Annotated in this window: 17 protein-coding genes; all 17 read right to left on the reverse strand. The window is 35.4% G+C overall.

Annotated elements, in window-relative coordinates:
- Positions 1-26: 26 nt before the first annotated feature.
- Positions 27-1,118 (reverse strand): mannose-1-phosphate guanylyltransferase, encoded by a 1,092-nt coding sequence (locus GM920_RS13380; protein ID WP_317171547.1) that lies wholly within the window; start codon positions 1,116-1,118, stop codon positions 27-29.
- Positions 1,109-2,041, reverse strand: coding sequence for a GDP-L-fucose synthase family protein (locus tag GM920_RS13385; protein WP_182958109.1), 933 nt, complete (start codon positions 2,039-2,041; stop codon positions 1,109-1,111). The genes GM920_RS13380 and GM920_RS13385 overlap by 10 nt, the downstream gene beginning before the upstream one ends.
- Positions 2,041-3,153, reverse strand: coding sequence for a GDP-mannose 4,6-dehydratase (gene gmd, locus GM920_RS13390; RefSeq protein WP_182958111.1), 1,113 nt, complete (start codon positions 3,151-3,153; stop codon positions 2,041-2,043). Before gmd ends, GM920_RS13385 begins: the two co-directional genes overlap by 1 nt.
- A 32-nt stretch (positions 3,154-3,185) precedes the next feature.
- Positions 3,186-4,070 (reverse strand): NAD-dependent epimerase/dehydratase family protein, encoded by an 885-nt coding sequence (locus GM920_RS13395; protein ID WP_182958114.1) that lies wholly within the window; start codon positions 4,068-4,070, stop codon positions 3,186-3,188.
- Complete coding sequence (locus tag GM920_RS13400) at positions 4,067-5,062, reverse strand: lipopolysaccharide biosynthesis protein (protein WP_182958115.1); 996 nt, start codon at positions 5,060-5,062, stop codon at positions 4,067-4,069. The genes GM920_RS13395 and GM920_RS13400 overlap by 4 nt, the downstream gene beginning before the upstream one ends.
- A gap of 2 nt (positions 5,063-5,064) precedes the next feature.
- On the reverse strand, positions 5,065-6,201 hold the full coding sequence (locus tag GM920_RS13405; protein WP_182958117.1) for an NAD-dependent epimerase/dehydratase family protein: 1,137 nt from the start codon (positions 6,199-6,201) through the stop codon (positions 5,065-5,067).
- Between the two features lie 83 nt (positions 6,202-6,284).
- Positions 6,285-6,878, reverse strand: coding sequence for an LbetaH domain-containing protein (locus tag GM920_RS13410; RefSeq protein WP_182958118.1), 594 nt, complete (start codon positions 6,876-6,878; stop codon positions 6,285-6,287).
- 1 nt (position 6,879) lies between these two features.
- Positions 6,880-8,034: a glycosyltransferase gene (locus GM920_RS13415; protein WP_202986109.1), complete on the reverse strand. Its 1,155-nt coding sequence runs from the start codon at positions 8,032-8,034 to the stop codon at positions 6,880-6,882.
- A gap of 52 nt (positions 8,035-8,086) precedes the next feature.
- Positions 8,087-9,178, reverse strand: coding sequence for a glycosyltransferase (locus GM920_RS13420; RefSeq protein ID WP_182958120.1), 1,092 nt, complete (start codon positions 9,176-9,178; stop codon positions 8,087-8,089).
- Complete coding sequence (locus GM920_RS13425) at positions 9,178-9,945, reverse strand: glycosyltransferase family 2 protein (RefSeq protein ID WP_182958121.1); 768 nt, start codon at positions 9,943-9,945, stop codon at positions 9,178-9,180. Before GM920_RS13425 ends, GM920_RS13420 begins: the two co-directional genes overlap by 1 nt.
- Positions 9,946-9,963: 18 nt before the next feature.
- Complete coding sequence (locus GM920_RS13430; protein WP_182958123.1) at positions 9,964-10,488, reverse strand: acyltransferase; 525 nt, start codon at positions 10,486-10,488, stop codon at positions 9,964-9,966.
- A 12-nt stretch (positions 10,489-10,500) separates the two neighbouring features.
- Positions 10,501-11,253 carry an O-antigen ligase family protein gene (locus GM920_RS13435; protein WP_182958125.1) on the reverse strand — a complete coding sequence of 251 codons (753 nt, stop codon included), beginning with the start codon at positions 11,251-11,253 and terminating at the stop codon, positions 10,501-10,503.
- Between the two features lie 583 nt (positions 11,254-11,836).
- Positions 11,837-13,303 carry a lipopolysaccharide biosynthesis protein gene (locus GM920_RS23935; protein WP_182958126.1) on the reverse strand — a complete coding sequence of 489 codons (1,467 nt, stop codon included), beginning with the start codon at positions 13,301-13,303 and terminating at the stop codon, positions 11,837-11,839.
- Between the two features lie 107 nt (positions 13,304-13,410).
- Positions 13,411-14,835, reverse strand: a complete 1,425-nt coding sequence (locus GM920_RS13445) for a capsular polysaccharide export protein, LipB/KpsS family (RefSeq protein ID WP_182958128.1) — start codon at positions 14,833-14,835, stop codon at positions 13,411-13,413.
- A gap of 7 nt (positions 14,836-14,842) precedes the next feature.
- Positions 14,843-15,886, reverse strand: coding sequence for a pseudaminic acid synthase (gene pseI, locus GM920_RS13450; RefSeq protein ID WP_182958130.1), 1,044 nt, complete (start codon positions 15,884-15,886; stop codon positions 14,843-14,845).
- A 3-nt stretch (positions 15,887-15,889) separates the two neighbouring features.
- Entirely contained in the window at positions 15,890-16,600 is a 711-nt protein-coding gene (locus GM920_RS13455; protein ID WP_182958133.1) for a PIG-L deacetylase family protein, read from the reverse strand.
- Positions 16,578-17,252: a formyltransferase family protein gene (locus GM920_RS13460; RefSeq protein WP_182958136.1), complete on the reverse strand. Its 675-nt coding sequence runs from the start codon at positions 17,250-17,252 to the stop codon at positions 16,578-16,580. Before GM920_RS13460 ends, GM920_RS13455 begins: the two co-directional genes overlap by 23 nt.
- Between the last annotated feature and the right edge of the window lie 3 nt (positions 17,253-17,255).

A 17,255-nucleotide genomic window follows, 5' to 3' on the forward strand; every position in this document is an offset into this window, starting at 1 on the left:
TAATAAGGCCTGCTTCACCTGATTTGTTATAAATAATCCGGACCAAAATTTTCAACCATAACCCCAGCTACACGCTTAATTTCCTGTTCATCGGATTTAGGATAGATCAAAAGAACCTCCCCGTCATCTACAACAATAAAATTTTTCAAGCCTTTAATAACTGTAGCCTTACCTTCAGGGAGATATATCATACAATTATCCGTATCTTCAAGACTCGCAGCTTTGCAGTTCAACACATTTTGATGCTCATCTTTCTCGGCAACCTCATGCAAAGAGGCCCATGTACCTAAATCGGACCAACCTATATCTGCTGGAATAGTAAATACATTATCCGCTTTTTCTAAAATCGCATAGTCAATAGAAATGTTCGGTGCAGAAGGATAGTTTTCTGTTATGAAGTGTGCTTCCTGATTCGTATTATAGAAAGCACTTCCCGCACTAAATAATTTATGGATTTCGGGTGCATATTTCTGAAAAGCTTCCGTTATAGATTTAGCTGACCAAATAAAAATACCTGCATTCCAAAGGTATCCACCTGTATCAAGAAAGCCCTTTGCGACCTCCAAAACCGGTTTCTCCATAAAGCACAGGACAGGGCAAATATCACTTTTCTCCTCACTTTTAAAATTAATATAGCCATAACCGGTATCAGGTCTGGTTGGATTGATCCCTAAAGTTAATAATGCATTGTTTGAAGAGGTAAAACTCAATGCCTGCGCTATCTTAATCAGGAATTCTTGTTCCTTTAAGATCAAATGATCTGAGGGTGCAACCACAATATTAGCATCCTTATTATGCTGCAAGATTTTATAACTAGCATAAGCAATGCAAGGCGCCGTATTATTACGACTAGGTTCTAGTAAAACCTGACCATCAGATAGACCCGGAATTTGCATTTTAACCAATTCACTATATTGCTCATTAGTTAGGACATGTATGTTTTCCGCTGGACAGATCTTTAAGAAACGATCATAGGTTAATTGCAACAGCGATTTTCCAACACCTAAAATATCAATAAACTGCTTAGGAAAATGATTACGGCTTTTGGGCCAAAAGCGAGAGCCAACTCCGCCAGCCATAATCAAGACATAATTGTTTTTATGTATTTCTAGTTCCAATCTGAATCTTTTATTTCGTTATAAACTTTTTCAATTCCTTCATCCAGGGAAATTTCAGCATGCCATCCCAAACCATTCAATTTAGTCACATCCATCAATTTTCGGGGCGTGCCATCTGGTTTGCTCGTATCAGTTAAAATCTCTCCTGCAAATCCCGTAATTCTTTTCACCAAAATTGCCAATTCGAGTATAGAAATATCCTCACCTACTCCAATATTCACCAAACCCGGTTCGTCATAAGTATTCATCAAATAAACACAGGCCTGAGCTAAATCATCGGCATGCAAGAATTCACGTTTTGGACTGCCTGTTCCCCATATGGTGACCGCTTTATCTCCATTTCGCCTGGCTGTAATAAACTTCCTCAACATGGCTGGAAGAACATGTGAATTATTTAAATCATAATTATCATTCGGTCCATACAAGTTTGTTGGCATTACAGAAATGAAATTACATCCATACTGTGCCCGATAAGCATCACACATTTTGATCCCTGCAATTTTAGCAATAGCATAAGGTTCATTGGTCGGTTCCAGCTCACCAGTCAGTAGATATTCTTCTTTAAGTGGCTGTGGTGCTAATTTAGGATAGATACAGGAGGAGCCAAGAAACATTAGTTTTTTGACCCCATGTAAATACGACTGATGAATCACATGATTTTGAATCATCAGATTCTCATAGATGAAGTCGGCTCTATAGGTGTTGTTAGCGATGATTCCTCCAACTTTTGCCGCAGCTAAAAAGACATAAGCTGGTCTTTCTGATGAAAAAAAATCTGCAACTGCATTACTATCCCGTAAGTCGAGCTCTGAAGAAGTTCTAACAACTATATTATGAAATCCCAGCGATTTAAGTTGACGCAGAATTGCTGATCCAACCATTCCCCGATGACCTGCGATATAAATTTTGTCATTTATGTGCATTATTCAAATTGATTTTTGACTTTATAACCCGCTGCTTTCAACATCAATTCTTTACGGAAATGGTCTATATCAGATTCCATCATTTCCTTTACTAATGCTAATAAATCATATTTAGGTACCCAACCTAGCTTAGTTTTTGATTTAGTTGGGTCTCCAATCAATAGATCAACTTCAGTTGGTCTAAAATATGCCGGATCAACAGAAACAACCTCTTTACCAATTTCAATATTAAAATCTATGTTTGAACATGATTTAATATAGCCTTTTTCTTCTGATCCTTCTCCTTTAAATTCAATTTCCACGCCTACTTCGGCAAAAGACATTTTTACAAAATCACGAACTGTAGTGGTAACTCCAGTGGCAATTACGTAGTCTTCTGGTGTATCCTGTTGTAGAATCAACCACATCGCTTCCACATAATCTTTCGCATGCCCCCAATCTCTTCTGGCATCTAAATTCCCCAGATAAAGCTTCTCTTGTAGGCCAAGGGCGATTTTTGAAACACCTCTTGTTATTTTTCGCGTTACAAAGGTTTCTCCACGAAGTGGGCTTTCATGGTTAAACAAAATTCCATTGCAGGCAAACATTCCATAAGCCTCTCTGTAATTCACTGTAATCCAATAAGCGTACATTTTTGCCACGGCATAAGGTGAACGAGGATAAAAAGGTGTTGTTTCCGACTGAGGAACAGCTTGAACTAATCCATAAAGTTCAGATGTAGATGCCTGGTAAATTCTTGTTTTTTTCTCTAAGCCAAGAATTCTCAAAGCTTCCAATAGACGTAATGTTCCAATACCATCTGCATTTGCAGTATACTCAGGCGTATCAAAGCTAACTTTAACATGACTCATCGCCCCTAAGTTGTAAATTTCATCGGGCTGAACCTCCTGAACAATACGAATCAAATTTGTGGAGTCACTTAAATCCCCATAATGCAATTTGAATCGCACATTGGTCTCATGAGGATCTTGATATAGATGATCAATACGGTCTGTATTAAATAGTGAGCTACGACGTTTAATCCCATGAACTTCGTAACCTTTTTTCAATAACAAATCGGCCAAATATGCTCCATCCTGACCTGTTATACCTGTTATAAGTGCTTTTTTCATTTAAATCTGATTTTATATTTTAATAGGAACTTCTACAAAGAAAGATGCTTTACAGCATTCTTTGGGTTCCAACCTAATTTTGCCCTTGCCCTTGAATCATCAAAGGTCAAATCTGCAGTGATTTTTTTTAATTTTTTTGAGTTGATAGGTGATTTACGACCTAACAAATCCCCAAAGACCGCCATGGTCTTTGCCATCCAAAAAGGAATGTTCATTGGCTGGCCTTTTCCTAATAGATGCGTTATCTTTTCGGAAAGGTTAATAAAGCTCGGGTGATTTCCATCTGTCAAATTATATACCCCTCCAATACTTGCTACGGTTAAAAGTATATCGGATACATCCTCCACTAAAACCATACTTTTTCTTGCAGTTCCACCGGCAATATTAAAGTAATAATTATGTTTTATACTCTTAATCATAGCACCCAGGTTTCCGGGAGGATTTTGTCCAACTAGCAAAGGAAGACGAAGTATGGAACAGATCACACCGTTTTTAAGACACCAGTTCTGGACTAATTTTTCTGCCTCTATCTTACTTTTTCCATAAGGATCAACCGCTCCTAAAGGCATATCCTCGCTAATATTTATTCCAGACTCCAATCCATAAACTGAAACAGAACTGATCAAAACAATTGATTTAGGTAGAACTATGAGCTTTTCCAGGCCTGATAACAGATGCTGAGTTCCTTTTACATTAACATTAAAAAAGTCCTCTTTATCTGCTGCCGTTTTTGGCACCAAATGCGCTTTACCTGCAGCATGTATCACTATTTCAACAGAGGGTACAACTGGTACTTCCTGCGATAAATCGCATATTATATTAGACTTATCATCTCTTCCTAAAGTGATGATTTCCGAAGAAAACCTCTCCTTAACAATCCTTCCAAAAAAGCCAGAGGCGCCGGTTAACAATATCATACTATACTAAAAATTTCTTTTGCCCATCCTTTTATACTATATTTTGACATCATTTCAGGAGAAGGAACAATAAAGCTCCCTTCAAAAAATTTGCTATCGATATCAGGTTGAGTCCTGTCTATTAATAAAACATTATTAGGATTATAAAAATCGTAATTGACAATTTGCGGATTCGTTGTTATCAATTTAATATTAGCACCTAAAGCTTCAAATGTTCTCATGGTAAGTCCTTTCTGCTGAGGATGATTAATATCCAGGATAGATTTGGACTGAGACATTAGGTTAAAGATATTGGTATGTGTAAGCGACTCAAATGAGATGTCCTTAAAATTTACATCCCTAAACTCTTTATCCGTCACTTTTTTTGCAAAAAATAACATCTTGCTCCCCAAATAGAAGTAAAGTTTGGATTTAGCAAGCTTCAGATTAGCCGTTATGTTCTTTACTAAAATATACCGGTCACTATGAGCTGTTCCAATGAAAAGAAGGTCATATTTATGATGCTTCACTACATTCTTTTGAGCATAAGCAGTAGTATAAAATAAGGGTCTCAACTTAAGATCATGCGCCTTTGCATCTACAGGGTCAAAAGTAAACTTATCATCAAAGAATGGCAATAACTCTATATTCTGTTTTCTATTTTTGAAGGAATCCCACATATACAGCAAACACTTGGCAGTAGGGAATAACGTCTTAAACTGTTGTAAAACATCTTTTGTAATTGCTTCCGGGTTTACAAAAAACAAATAGTCAAAATCTTTTTCCTCATTTTTCAATCTACTAAGAATTTCATTATAATACCTATAAATCCTGTTTTTTAGAAATCCCTTGTTTACTCTAATGATCGCCTTAGAAAAGAAATCATTTGAAGGCCTGTCATCAAACCAAATCACTTTTGCGCCTAAATCTTCCAGTGCCTTTATAATTTCCCGCTCGTACTCAAAAAACATCGGACAAAATAATAAAATCGATTTCCCCTTCAAATCCCCCATACTTACTTATATAACCCTTTAGCTTTCATTTCATCTATCGAAACCTGGTAATTATCCTGTTCTACCGCCTGAGTATTTACCCAATCGGTAAAGCACTTCATGCCCTCATTAAAAGTGAATTTTGGACTAAAGTCCAGCTTTTCCTTTATTTTAGTTAAATCAGCATAATTATGGCGAATATCACCTAAGCGGTAGTTCCCACTAATTTTTATGGGCACTTCAACACCATAGTTTTTCACTAAAGTTTCAGCAACAGTTAGCACATCAATAGGTACTCCTGTACCAACATTAAAGACCTGTCCATTAGCTTCGTCCTTCTCAATCCCCAAAATTGTTGCTGCTACAACATCATCAATAAATACAAAGTCTCTAGATTCCTTACCGTCCTCAAAAATATTAATTGCATTTCCATTTTTAATCTGTGTGGAGAAAATAGACAAGATCCCTGTATAGGGATTCTTTAAAGACTGGCCGGGACCATATACATTCTGGTAGCGAAAAGCAACCGGTTGAATACCTATAGTAGGACAAACGGTCATGATCATTTGCTCCTGATTTTGTTTAGTTATTCCATAAACTGAAGATGGATGAATCTTTGATTCTTCGTCTGTACCAACCAGAGTTAAAGGTTTATTACAGCCCGGATATTTAACTTCAAAATCTCCGGTATCCATGATAGCAGAAGTTCTATGTTCTGGATATACAAAGCCGAGTTCTTCACTTTTATACTTTCCTTCTCCATAAATAGATCTTGATGAGGCTACAATTATTTTATCAATTTGGTGAGGTTCATTAGCTAACAGGTCTAATAATATTGCAGTCCCGTTAATATTAACATCAACATACTTTTGAATTTCATACATAGACTGTCCGGTTCCCGTTTCAGCAGCATAATGAACGATGATATTTTGTCCCTCTAATGCTTTTTTCCAATCTTCTTTAGAGGTGACTGTTCCAAAAATAAATTTCACCTTATCTTTTATACTATTATAAAGAACTGAGGTAGTCACTGGGTCTTCCCCATGTATTTGCAATGAAAGATTATCTAGTACCGTTATTTGGTATCCTTTCTCAATTAGCTTAAGGGCTAAGTTACTTCCAATAAAACCTGCTCCTCCAGTTATTAGTACATTTTTCATTATTTTCAAAAAGTTATTTAGTTCAGAATTTTTTTACTTAAAATTATATCTACCTTAATCTATCGACCTGCACTTTTTTGACATTATACTCTTTCCCAACGTTCGGTTTTAAAATTGTAACGTTTAATGACTTTAGCTGGCGCACCTACTGCAATACAATATGGTGGAATAGATTTTGATACCACAGACATCGTTCCGATAATAGCACCTTTACCAATAGTAACCCCCGGTAGAATACTTACAAACTCACCAATCCAAACATTCTCCTGAATATGGATTTTACTACTGTGATATTCCCTATCCTTAGGGATTGTATTAGCTGAACTGTCATTATGATCACCTTTATAACTACCGTGACTACAATCAGAGATATACACCTTACTTGCGATTAAAACATTATCATCAATTACAACCTCATTCATTGCGGTGATATGCACATAGTCATTAACTTGAACATTATTACCGAATCTCAATAGTTTCCCGGTCTTACCTTGTAATTCATAGGCTTCAAACCGACAACCTATTCCGGTAGTCAGTCCTTCACCAAAGGAAATCAGGTGCTTATTTCTTACATCGAACGGCAGCCGTATTAACCTGGATTTCGAAAAAAACAATTTCGTATTTATATAGGCTATAATTAACTTGATACAACCCAAAAAACCATATCTCTTATACATCTTACAGTTTATTATCTACCAATAAAATATTAAATAATTCTTGCCAATTTTGCGCTAAGGGAGCAGGGTACACAATTGGATTCGATTTAGAAAAACCAATACCATCACCATCAATCAAGTCTCTCATATACTGCGCTAATTGTTTTGCATCTGATGGATTAAAAAACTTAGCTTTATCATAATCGCCTACCGATTCCTTAGCATAAGGAAGATCCGATACGATCATTGGCTTATTATACTGTTTAAACTCAGTAATAGGTAATCCCCACGTTTCTAACTTTGAAGGAAAGATCAAACAATCACACGTTCCATAAAGACTGTATACTTCCTCCCTTTTTAACAACCCAACAAAATTTATATTTGGAATATGCTGATACTTTTTCAAAATATCCCTTGAATAATAATTCTCAGTTCCATCAATCGTAATAATTACCTTAAAAGCACTAGTTCCCTGTTCGTTCAGCATTTTTACAGCCTCACAAATCACCTCAATATTTTTAAACGGTCTGGGAAAGGTTGGAAAGAAAAATAATTTTTCAGGATTAGTTCCCTCTTCTTTTATGAATTCAGCCGGGATCTCCGGAACTTGAGGTTTAGCTATGATTATAGAATCATTTTTTAAACCAAACACTTCATGGAATTTTTCCTTGATCCATAATTGCTGAACAATGACGTATTTATTTCTCTTAATATTTATTTTATAGAGATACTTATAGAATAGGCTAAAAAGTAACTGAGTAGGTTGAACATAAATGTCCTTCAAAACGACTGGCCCAAAAGGTGAAGCGTTATGGCAGTAAACAGCTTGTGGAATATCCCCAACATTAGGGCTTATATCATGAAGTGACAACCAAAAGAATACATTTTGTTTTACTGCGATGGTCTTAAAATGAATGTACTCATAGTAAAGTCTATAGCAGTAAGACTTCCTTGACTTTGGATATTCAATAAAATTTATATTTCTATATTCATCCGCCTTAAACAACTCCAGTTTATGCACGAGCGCGATGATTTTATACTTTGAAACATAAACATCGTCATTAAGGTGATTAAGACAGTCTTTTAAAACGGACAAAGGTCCAGCCTCAAAAAAATTTATGGCCGAAATAACTATAGTTTTAATTTCCTTTTCTTTACTTAATCTATCTTGTATCATATCAATAACTATTCCCCAACTGTATTAAAACTCTTACCTTGAAACCGCTTCCTTATTTTAAAGCCAGATTCTCATATAAACGACCACTTATCTCTACATTGAATTTTTCGACAAACTGTTTATCAACCTCAATGTTTTCTAAGGCCAATATCACCTTAATTTTATTAATAAAGTCCTTTTGGTTCCCGATGGATTCAAAGAAGCAGCCTTGACAATTTTTCAATATTTCGTTCACACCAAGAGTTGGTGTTGATAGAACAGGTGTACCCGCAGCAATAGACTCGACAGCTACAAGAGAAAACGTCTCAGAAACAGAGGGCAGGATTAATAAATCCGATGCGGCGATGAACTTAACTGGATTGGTAATATTGCCAATAAAATCAACATGATTTTCCATACCAAGTTTTGCAACTAAGCCCTTCAAAAACTCACGCTCCTCCCCATCTCCAATCAAGATCAGTTTACAATTCAGCTCCTTTGCAAGGTCAGGCATTAAGTTAATCAGGCCTTCCTGGTTCTTTACCTTTGACAGGCGTCCGACACAAACCAACGTTTTAAAACCCCGATCTTTATTCATCCATTTATGTGACAGGGATTCTTGTTCCTTCAACTTAAAATCTTCATCGATTACAGGATTATAAATCACTTCAATCTTATCTTTAGGAACCCCGATATCCTCAACCAAATGATTTTTCACGGCATTAGATACCGCCACAACTACATCGGCATATTTATAAAAAAACCTGACAAGTGTCTTATAAAACAAGTGCATAAAGGACATATTCTTAACGTCCAAATCATAAAAGCTATGGTGTGTGATAATCAATTTTGTTTTTTTCCTTAAAATGATTTTCAAGATCAACACACTTAATATGTTAATAAACTGGGGCCCGCAGATGACGACGTCTGATTTCGTCGTTCTAAAAAAAGCCAAAGCTGACCAAAAGCATTTTGAAAGCCGCTTATTAAAAGACTGAACTTTCACTTGTTCATTTAAATATATATCGAGACCTCCGATTTGTTGGCATACTAAAAATGATGTTGGGTATCCTGATTTACAAAAATGATTAGCAAGATGCACTAAAACCTTCTCCACTCCACCAGAAGTAAAAGAGGCACAGAAAAACAATACTGATGGTTTCATTAGGAAGATTTCAACTTACTTCGAACGACATTCTTAACATACAATGTCAATACACTTCTAATAGATCGATCATATAGAGATGCCCCATGTTTTCTCAACACATCATAAATGTTTTTATAGAACTTCTCTGCCCCGGTACTGGTTTTTGTTAATTCCCATTCACGATATGCGGCAGTAGGTGTGCCCTCAATATCAACAATTCCACCTAGGGTCAACAATTTCAACCATAAATCCAAATCCATACAATAATGGATATTCTCATCTACATACGCTACTTTTCGTACTTTTTCAGTGAGGTAAAAAGATCCAGGTTGAAGTACATCAAACTTATTTCTCAGCAAGTACTCCCGATCAGGCACTTTCAATTCTGATTCTCTAAGCAGCAGGCCATCACGATCTATTACATTATAATTACTACTGTAAAAGATCGACGCATCCTGGTTCACCAAATAGGCCTTTACAATCCTTTCTACAGCATCCGGATATAAGATGTCGTCTGAATTAATCCAAGCCACCAGCTCCCCTGTAGCTAGTTTAAACCCTTTATTAATAGCATCCGATTGCCCTTTATCTTTCTCACATATTACTTTAGTAATTCTATCTTTATAGCGTTCAATTACACTTCCTGTATGATCTGTGGAGCAAGCGTCTAATAAAATGTATTCAATATTTTTATAAGTCTGATTGAGCACCGAATTAATCGTTGCCTCAATAAACTGCCCTTGATTATAAGAAGGAGTAATAATACTAACTTTAATGTTTTGCATATTTAATAAGTGTTTTTTTTAAGATTTCCTTGATTTCAGAAATTTCCCCGGGTTGCCGCCTACCACAGCATATTCTGGAAAATCTTTAGTTAATATCGTTCCTGCTGCTATTATGGATCCTGTTTTGATGGTTCTTCCCGGTAAAATAAGTACATTCATTCCAATCCAAACATCATCCTCAATTATACATTGTTTACTTGCTGTAAAACCTTGTTGAATCATTGGTATGTCAACTCTGTTAAACAAATGATCTCTAACTAAGATCTCAACATTTGGCCCCATCATTACATTGCTACCAATGATAATGTTATTTGGCACAACCGCATTTATTCCAATACCCGAATTTGCTCCAATTTTAACCCCTCTCCCACTTCCAAACCAAGCCCCGCGCTCAACATTCACATTACTACCACAATAAGCAAAGATGTTTTTAGCACATAAATATCTTAACCGCATAGAGGTTGGGCCCAAATATGGAAAGCTTGAAGTAGGAAGGAATCTAAAAATTCCATAATAAAAGCATAAACTGATCACTCTAATCATACTAAAAAATTATTAACTGTTCTTATGTACATCGCTTGTTGATAATAAGACATTACTTTCCTTCGTTTCTGCATCCTGCCTTGATTTCCTGATATAAAAAAAGAAAAACATGGGTACCAAGAAGTAATCAGCCTGTGAAAACTTACCACTGGCGAATGACAAAATAAGCGTCATAATCATAAACATAATTGCAGCTGCATTTATCCCATTAGTCTTCTGCTTAAAAAAAGCTACAACAAAAGCCACAAATATAAACATGTACAATACAGTGCCAAAAATACCATACCTTAAAAATAAATTAGACCAGGAAACGTCATCCTGTTCCAATTGAGTTGCTTCATATTTTTCGTTTCTATGTCCTAGTAAGAAAGTATCTTTAGGAAAATCTCTTTCGTGAATGAAACCAATTCCAAAAAATTCATGTTTAGGGTCCTTGCTGACATACAAATACCGCTCGGTGACATGGAATATTCGGTAAGCAAAAGTCATATTACTTCCTTGTTCTACCGATTTATCAGATACGGCTGCATTAATATCATCAGTAGAAGACAATAACCTGGCCCCAATTATTGGGAGCGTTAAAATAAACATGAACACAAACCAAAATATCACCTTTTTTTGCTGATTAAATAAGCCTGACAAAACCGCGAATCCCATTGTTAATATCAGACCTAAAATTAAGGTTCTGGTAAGTGTAAATAAAATGGTAATCAAAAACAAAACAATAATCCCTCCTTTATAATGAATAACCAATGTCTTATTCATCAAAAGAATAAATAGACATGGCATCAGGAAGTAGGGTAGATTCGTATATCTAACCCAGGGAATACCCAATTCATCAAAAGCAGTGATTCCCCCCCCTGTTAACAACCGCAAGCCTGTAGGGATCTGGATTAAACATAAAATAGATTGTATGACGGTTATTATAAAAATTGTCTTAAATAATCGTTCAAAGAGTTTCTTATCAATCTTATCTAACCAAAAATAGGTTAGCAAAAACAGATTAACCCGAAACATTAACATAAATCCTGAAAATGAAGGATTGTAATAGGCTAAATCTATATAGGCTGCAAAAACGAGATAAATTAGAAAACATAATAACGCAACAAAAACTATGGATTTCACAGGAAATCTGACTTTTCCTGCGATTAAATAGCTCATCAATATCGCTAAGGTAAAGATTAACGCATAATCCTTTCCGTACAGATTAAAACCAAAAAGCATTAATGGCTCTGGAACAAACTGAAAACCGTCAGTTAATAGAAATAAAAAAATGAGTAATCCAAAGTATTTCTTTCCCTGAAGATATAGGATGATTCCGATAATCATTATTATAAAAAACATCACACTAAGTTTTAGATAAAAGTGAGTTTATACGTCTATATCCAATCAAAATCAAAGGCGAACTAGTAAGTAAGACAAAGCATACACCAACGATCGGCACCACAATAGTATAGCCGGGAAGCATCCTATCTAAGTATGGAAGTAAGTACTTAATATAGATGATACAAACTATTGCAACCCATAAACAAGGGAATATTAGCTTACTGAAATGAGATAAAAGTTCATTAAAGCTCCTCTTCAGTTGGATAAAAACTATTCTTAGCATCATAAACTCTAATATTAAATATACTACAACCGTGGAAAGCGCTACCCCTATAATTCCATAACCATAAAAAAGGCTTAAAAAGCATAACCCGGTTTTTAATACGCCGACTATAAGATAAACTATTGCTGTTTTCTTCTGTTTATTAACGACGAATAGCGCATTCGCAGAAAAGCTATTCAGAAGATAAATAAACGTTGCAAAAAGAGCAATCTGAGCTGGAATAATTCCTGGCAAATATTTAGGTAAAAAAATTGACACCACATAAGGTAAAACAACAACAGCTACCCCTAATAAGGGAGGAACTAAATATGATAAAATACTATGTGGCACTAACACATGTTTCTCTATTACACTATCCTCCTTTGAATAACCATATTTTTCATTAAGCTGGGTAAACAATACCACGCTAAAACTGGATATAAATAACCTTAATGGAATGATCACCAAGCCGGATAAACTATAAAACCCAACCTCAGCAAAATTAAGATACCTGGCAATAAGTAATCTATCAATACTATCAAAAATTGTAGCACTGATGTCCTGTAGATATAGCGGGAAAGAGATCACTAAAAGCGTCTTAAAAAGCTTATTATCCCAAAATATTCTATAATTAAATGGCCTTTTTAAATAATGGAATACAGAATTTGCTATTGCCATGATCACAGTAGCTATCAATAACGCCTTTATTCCCCAAAAATACACTAAAGGAATCGACAAAATCGTAAGCATAGCATTTAGAATACTGGCTTCTTTCAATAGCCTATAATTATTGAGTCCCTTTGCTAAAATATTACTGTATCCACCTATAAATTGACTCACATAAATCAACCCAACAGTGATCATTGAAATTTTCAGCAGATAAGCTTCAATATAGAACAGAGAATATAATATGAGGCCTAATGATAAGATTGGCGTAACAAATAACTCGTAAGTAAAGACTAAATCTGCAATTCTCCGAGCTTCTTCGTGTTTACCTTCTGCTCTGAGCATCACAAAATCCCTTCGCATTACGAAGGGTAGGCTAAATGTAAAAACTATGGAATAGGAAATAAAAACCTTTGCAGTTTGCCATACTCCATAATCACTTGGTCCTAAAATTAAAGCATAAAAATAACCTGCTAAAAATGTAGCAAAGAACGTTACTGTCTCCCCCGTAAAAAGCTGAATAAAACTGCTTTTTACCTTATTTAAAATACTTTTCTCCACTTACCTCTCTTAAACGTTATATTTAATCGTTGTTCAAATAATAAAAAGCAGACACTATCTTTATAAAACAGGCCATTAAAATAGTGGCTGCGCCGAATTCATTTATGCTAGTGCCCGACTAGTTTAGTCCCGTTAGTTGTGTGTTTTTTTGTTCTAAAAATATAATCATACAATGCGTCCGCATACACTTCAACTTTATCCTTATAATTATCCTTATTGAAATTATACATATCAATATCGTACGTAAGCTTCATTAGTTTATAAATGAATTGCTCTACTTTCTCATAAGGAACCTCGAATTCATCAATTCGATTGAAAACAGTTTCTATGTCATATAGGGACTCGATATCTATGGTTAAACCTAAGCCTCTATAGAAAGATCTACCAAAAGTAACTACCGGTTTTTGGTACAGTAAAGACTCAAAGCCTACACTTGAATTGATCACAAAAATACCTTTAACCATTTTTATAATCTCATGTGAATTCTCTTCAGGAGACAAAAGGATTACGTTAGGTAATTCCGAGATTTTCTTTAAGTCTTCCAAACTATAGAACCCCCTACCATTAGGGTGTTCTTTAACCAGCAATTTCGAAGGAAAAGGCAGGTAATTTGATATCATCTCGATTAAATTAGCTTGATTGTAAAATGGAAGCCCTCGCTGAGTTAATTGGGAATCATTTGGAACATGCATTGGAAAAAAATAGATACTCTGACCTTTGAATGATTCCAAAGGTTGTTTCTCATAATATTTAAAAGCACCTGTTCTTTTAATTAATCTTCCAAAATAAGCTTTAAAATGGGCATTAAAACTAAACCGCTTATCGCCTACATTATTGGTTAACTGCTGAAAAAACTTCTTCGCAGCAATTCCCAGGTATTTAGTTTTAAAGTTCAAATCAAACTTCTTCGGGTCACCCCACAACTTAGGTTGACGCAAAGTATAACCTTCTATATATTTTTTAATTTTTTCCTTTGATTCAACATCAATAGCTTCCTCAAAACTTTTGTGTGCTTCCGGAATAAAATAATACCTCATTTCATCATTATGAAAATGAAGGTTAATATTATAGTTAGAATAACCAAAATAAGAAAGGTTACCACTGCACAGTTTCGCAAATGCCCTAAATATATTATGCTCTAGTTCATCACCTTCGTAAGTAAAAAACTCCTTAATATCGTAGTGATCTTTAATTTCTGAAATAAAGCAAAAGTATTTTGAGACCTGATCTTGATAATGGGTTTCATCAATATCAAAAAAATACTTTTCTGTTCGGTACAGAGATTGCAACGCAGGAAAACCCAACTTATGAGCTAATAACGTTGCTCCATTTAAATCCATCCCTTCTTTCTTCTGAACAAGAAGAAAGTGCTCAAAATTCCTGGCTTCAAAGATCTGGATATGATTGGGAGTGAATGTTAATAGTAAAACTGAAATTCCCTTATTATTGAAAAATTCCCAAACTTTAATATAAAAATCTACTAACCAATCATCAGTGCCTACATGAATGCACAGGTCATATTTTTTTTTCATTTACTTTCTAACAAGATATTGATTCATCACTTAACCTATCACCCTTTTCAAGATCCTTACTAGCCTTTTTACCTAAAACATCCTTATAATGCTTTGGGTGCATTCCATAACCAGGACGAATAGATCGGATATTCTCTTTAGTTATTTCTTCTCCCGCTTTGATGTCATTTACTACATACAAGGAGCGACAAAACTCTCTACCACTTTTTTGCTTCTCCGTAAGTGCATAGTTGACCCCTCCGACTGCCTTTTCCGCTTCCCTTACGGATTTCACCATTTCAGAAAACTCTTGTTCATTCATTGAAAAAGAAGCATCAGGACCACCAATTGACCGGTCTAGAATAAAATGTTTTTCGATGATCTTAGCGCCCATTACTGTTGCTACGATTGGTGCTGTACTGCCCATTGTATGGTCAGATAGCCCTGAAATAGTTCCAAATCTTTCCGCCAAATCCTTGATCATTACAAGATTTGCCTCTTCTATTGGGGCAGGGTAGCTTGATGTACACTTTAACAAAGCAATATTATCATTGCCCATTTTTTTACAGGCAATTAGTGCTAACTCTATATCAGCAATTTCTGCAATACCTGTTGAAATAATAATAGGCTTCCCTTTTGATGCCACATATTCTATTAACGGGATATCTGTAATTTCAAATGAAGCAATCTTATACGCCGGGGTATTTAATTCTTCTAATAAATCTACCGAGCTAAGATCAAAAGGTGAGGAAAAACACACTAATCCTTCTGCTGCTGCTGCTTCAAATAATTGTTTATGCCATTCCCAAGGAGTATAAGCTTCCAGGTACAATTCGTGAAAATATTTATCGTCCCAAATCGTTCCTTGTTTCAATCTAAAATCATCCTTCTTAGAATCAATTGTCATCGTATCAGCAGTATAAGTCTGCAACTTGATACAATCAGCACCAGCGCGTTTTGCTGCTTTAATAGTTTCGATAGCTATATCTAAACTACCGTTATGATTTGCCGACAATTCTGCAATAATAAATACAGGATGATCACCGCCTATAATATGTGAACCAATTTTCATATTCTAATTTATATTTCTAACTAAACAAAATGCCTCTGCAAAATCTACTCCTACTGAGATGCCCCATCTCTGAGCTACAATCATTAACGCTTCAGGGGATCGTGGATGAGGATACAATCTCCTTTCAAATTCATAAGACTCCATGGCCTTAATTTTAGCCTCAATACCCGTTTTCGAAACCGAAACAAAAAAATTCGGGATAAAGTGCTTTGGATCAGTGGAAGCTCTCCATTCTGTACCCGACATAGTTTCAAAGGTCACAATAGTTTTCACACTTTCATGAGCCATCGGTCGACAACACGTTATAACTGCTTCAAATGTTCTTTGATGATCTATGTTTACGTCTCCACCATGATGAGTGAAAATCACATCAGGATCAAATTCTATTTTTTCCTTTTCCAGGATTTTAATTAAGTCTAACAGAGCTACTGAATCAAATCGATTATCCGGAAGGTCATAAATCCCAACACTATCATAGCCTATCGCTTCCTGTGCAGCATATATATTTTTCCTATGGACTTCCAACTGTTTCTTCCACTCGCTTCTATCCCTCGTGTCGGATCTCGAAGTAATCCCTTCACCTAATATGATCACGCGTGTTTTAACACCGTAATCTTCAATTAATCGGTGCATAGTGGCTCCAAGTCCCAAAATCTCGTCATCAGGGTGGGCAACTACAACTAGTATCCTTTTATTTCTTAATGATTCTAACATTAGCGGTTAATTCTTGTTCACTTTTAATTTCTCCATTTGTAAATTCAAATCTGAAATGTTCATTTTCTAAAAAGGCATGAGGATATCCCTCAGCATCCAACATTCTGATAAAGTTATAAAGGCCTTCAATATCACCTAATTCATCGCTTATAATGCTTTGATCTGGTGTTCTCCTTTTAAAATGAACTGGATTCCCCTCTTGTTTAACTGGCGTCATCTCCTGACTAAGGATCTCATCAATCATTTCCTTCATCACAGCCCCTGTTCTTTTAAAAATAGCTGTGGCAGTTCCTTCTAATGATAAATCCCTTTTAAGATAAATATCCCCCGTATCAATTCCATGATCTACCTTAATCGCACTGACTTTAGTATCCTTGAATCCTCTTATGATAAGGTTTTGTAATGGACTTCCACCACGTCCAAATGGCAAATCCGTCATATGAAAAACTACACATTTAAAGTTCTCATAAATAATTTTAGGTATAATCCATGACCAGTGCATGAAAAAAATATAATCAGGTTTAATCAGATCCAGATTTTCAGGGGTCAAATCTTCTTTGTTTTGAAATCCTACAGCATTGTACTTGGCAATCAATTCCGACTGAATATCATTTAACCCTTCATTACAGTTTGCAACAACTATATTTTTCATTTT

It is taken from the genome of Pedobacter gandavensis (assembly GCF_014172405.1).
Taxonomy (GTDB): domain Bacteria; phylum Bacteroidota; class Bacteroidia; order Sphingobacteriales; family Sphingobacteriaceae; genus Pedobacter; species Pedobacter gandavensis.

What these genes read in the sequence shown, in the direction of transcription:
- pseI (WP_182958130.1), bottom strand. Translation starts at nt 15,886, where the DNA reads ATGAAAATTGGTTCACATATTATAGGCGGTGATCATCCTGTATTTATT.
- GM920_RS13420 (WP_182958120.1), bottom strand. Translation starts at nt 9,178, where the DNA reads ATGAAACCATCAGTATTGTTTTTCTGTGCCTCTTTTACTTCTGGTGGA.
- GM920_RS13410 (WP_182958118.1), bottom strand. Translation starts at nt 6,878, where the DNA reads ATGTATAAGAGATATGGTTTTTTGGGTTGTATCAAGTTAATTATAGCC.
- GM920_RS13425 (WP_182958121.1), bottom strand. Translation starts at nt 9,945, where the DNA reads ATGCAAAACATTAAAGTTAGTATTATTACTCCTTCTTATAATCAAGGG.
- GM920_RS13405 (WP_182958117.1), bottom strand. Translation starts at nt 6,201, where the DNA reads ATGAAAAATGTACTAATAACTGGAGGAGCAGGTTTTATTGGAAGTAAC.
- GM920_RS13395 (WP_182958114.1), bottom strand. Translation starts at nt 4,070, where the DNA reads ATGATATTGTTAACCGGCGCCTCTGGCTTTTTTGGAAGGATTGTTAAG.
- GM920_RS13400 (WP_182958115.1), bottom strand. Translation starts at nt 5,062, where the DNA reads ATGGGGGATTTGAAGGGGAAATCGATTTTATTATTTTGTCCGATGTTT.
- GM920_RS13455 (WP_182958133.1), bottom strand. Translation starts at nt 16,600, where the DNA reads ATGTTAGAATCATTAAGAAATAAAAGGATACTAGTTGTAGTTGCCCAC.
- GM920_RS13385 (WP_182958109.1), bottom strand. Translation starts at nt 2,041, where the DNA reads ATGCACATAAATGACAAAATTTATATCGCAGGTCATCGGGGAATGGTT.
- GM920_RS13430 (WP_182958123.1), bottom strand. Translation starts at nt 10,488, where the DNA reads ATGATTAGAGTGATCAGTTTATGCTTTTATTATGGAATTTTTAGATTC.
- GM920_RS13445 (WP_182958128.1), bottom strand. Translation starts at nt 14,835, where the DNA reads ATGAAAAAAAAATATGACCTGTGCATTCATGTAGGCACTGATGATTGG.
- GM920_RS13460 (WP_182958136.1), bottom strand. Translation starts at nt 17,252, where the DNA reads ATGAAAAATATAGTTGTTGCAAACTGTAATGAAGGGTTAAATGATATT.
- GM920_RS13435 (WP_182958125.1), bottom strand. Translation starts at nt 11,253, where the DNA reads ATGAATAAGACATTGGTTATTCATTATAAAGGAGGGATTATTGTTTTG.
- gmd (WP_182958111.1), bottom strand. Translation starts at nt 3,153, where the DNA reads ATGAAAAAAGCACTTATAACAGGTATAACAGGTCAGGATGGAGCATAT.
- GM920_RS13415 (WP_202986109.1), bottom strand. Translation starts at nt 8,034, where the DNA reads ATGATACAAGATAGATTAAGTAAAGAAAAGGAAATTAAAACTATAGTT.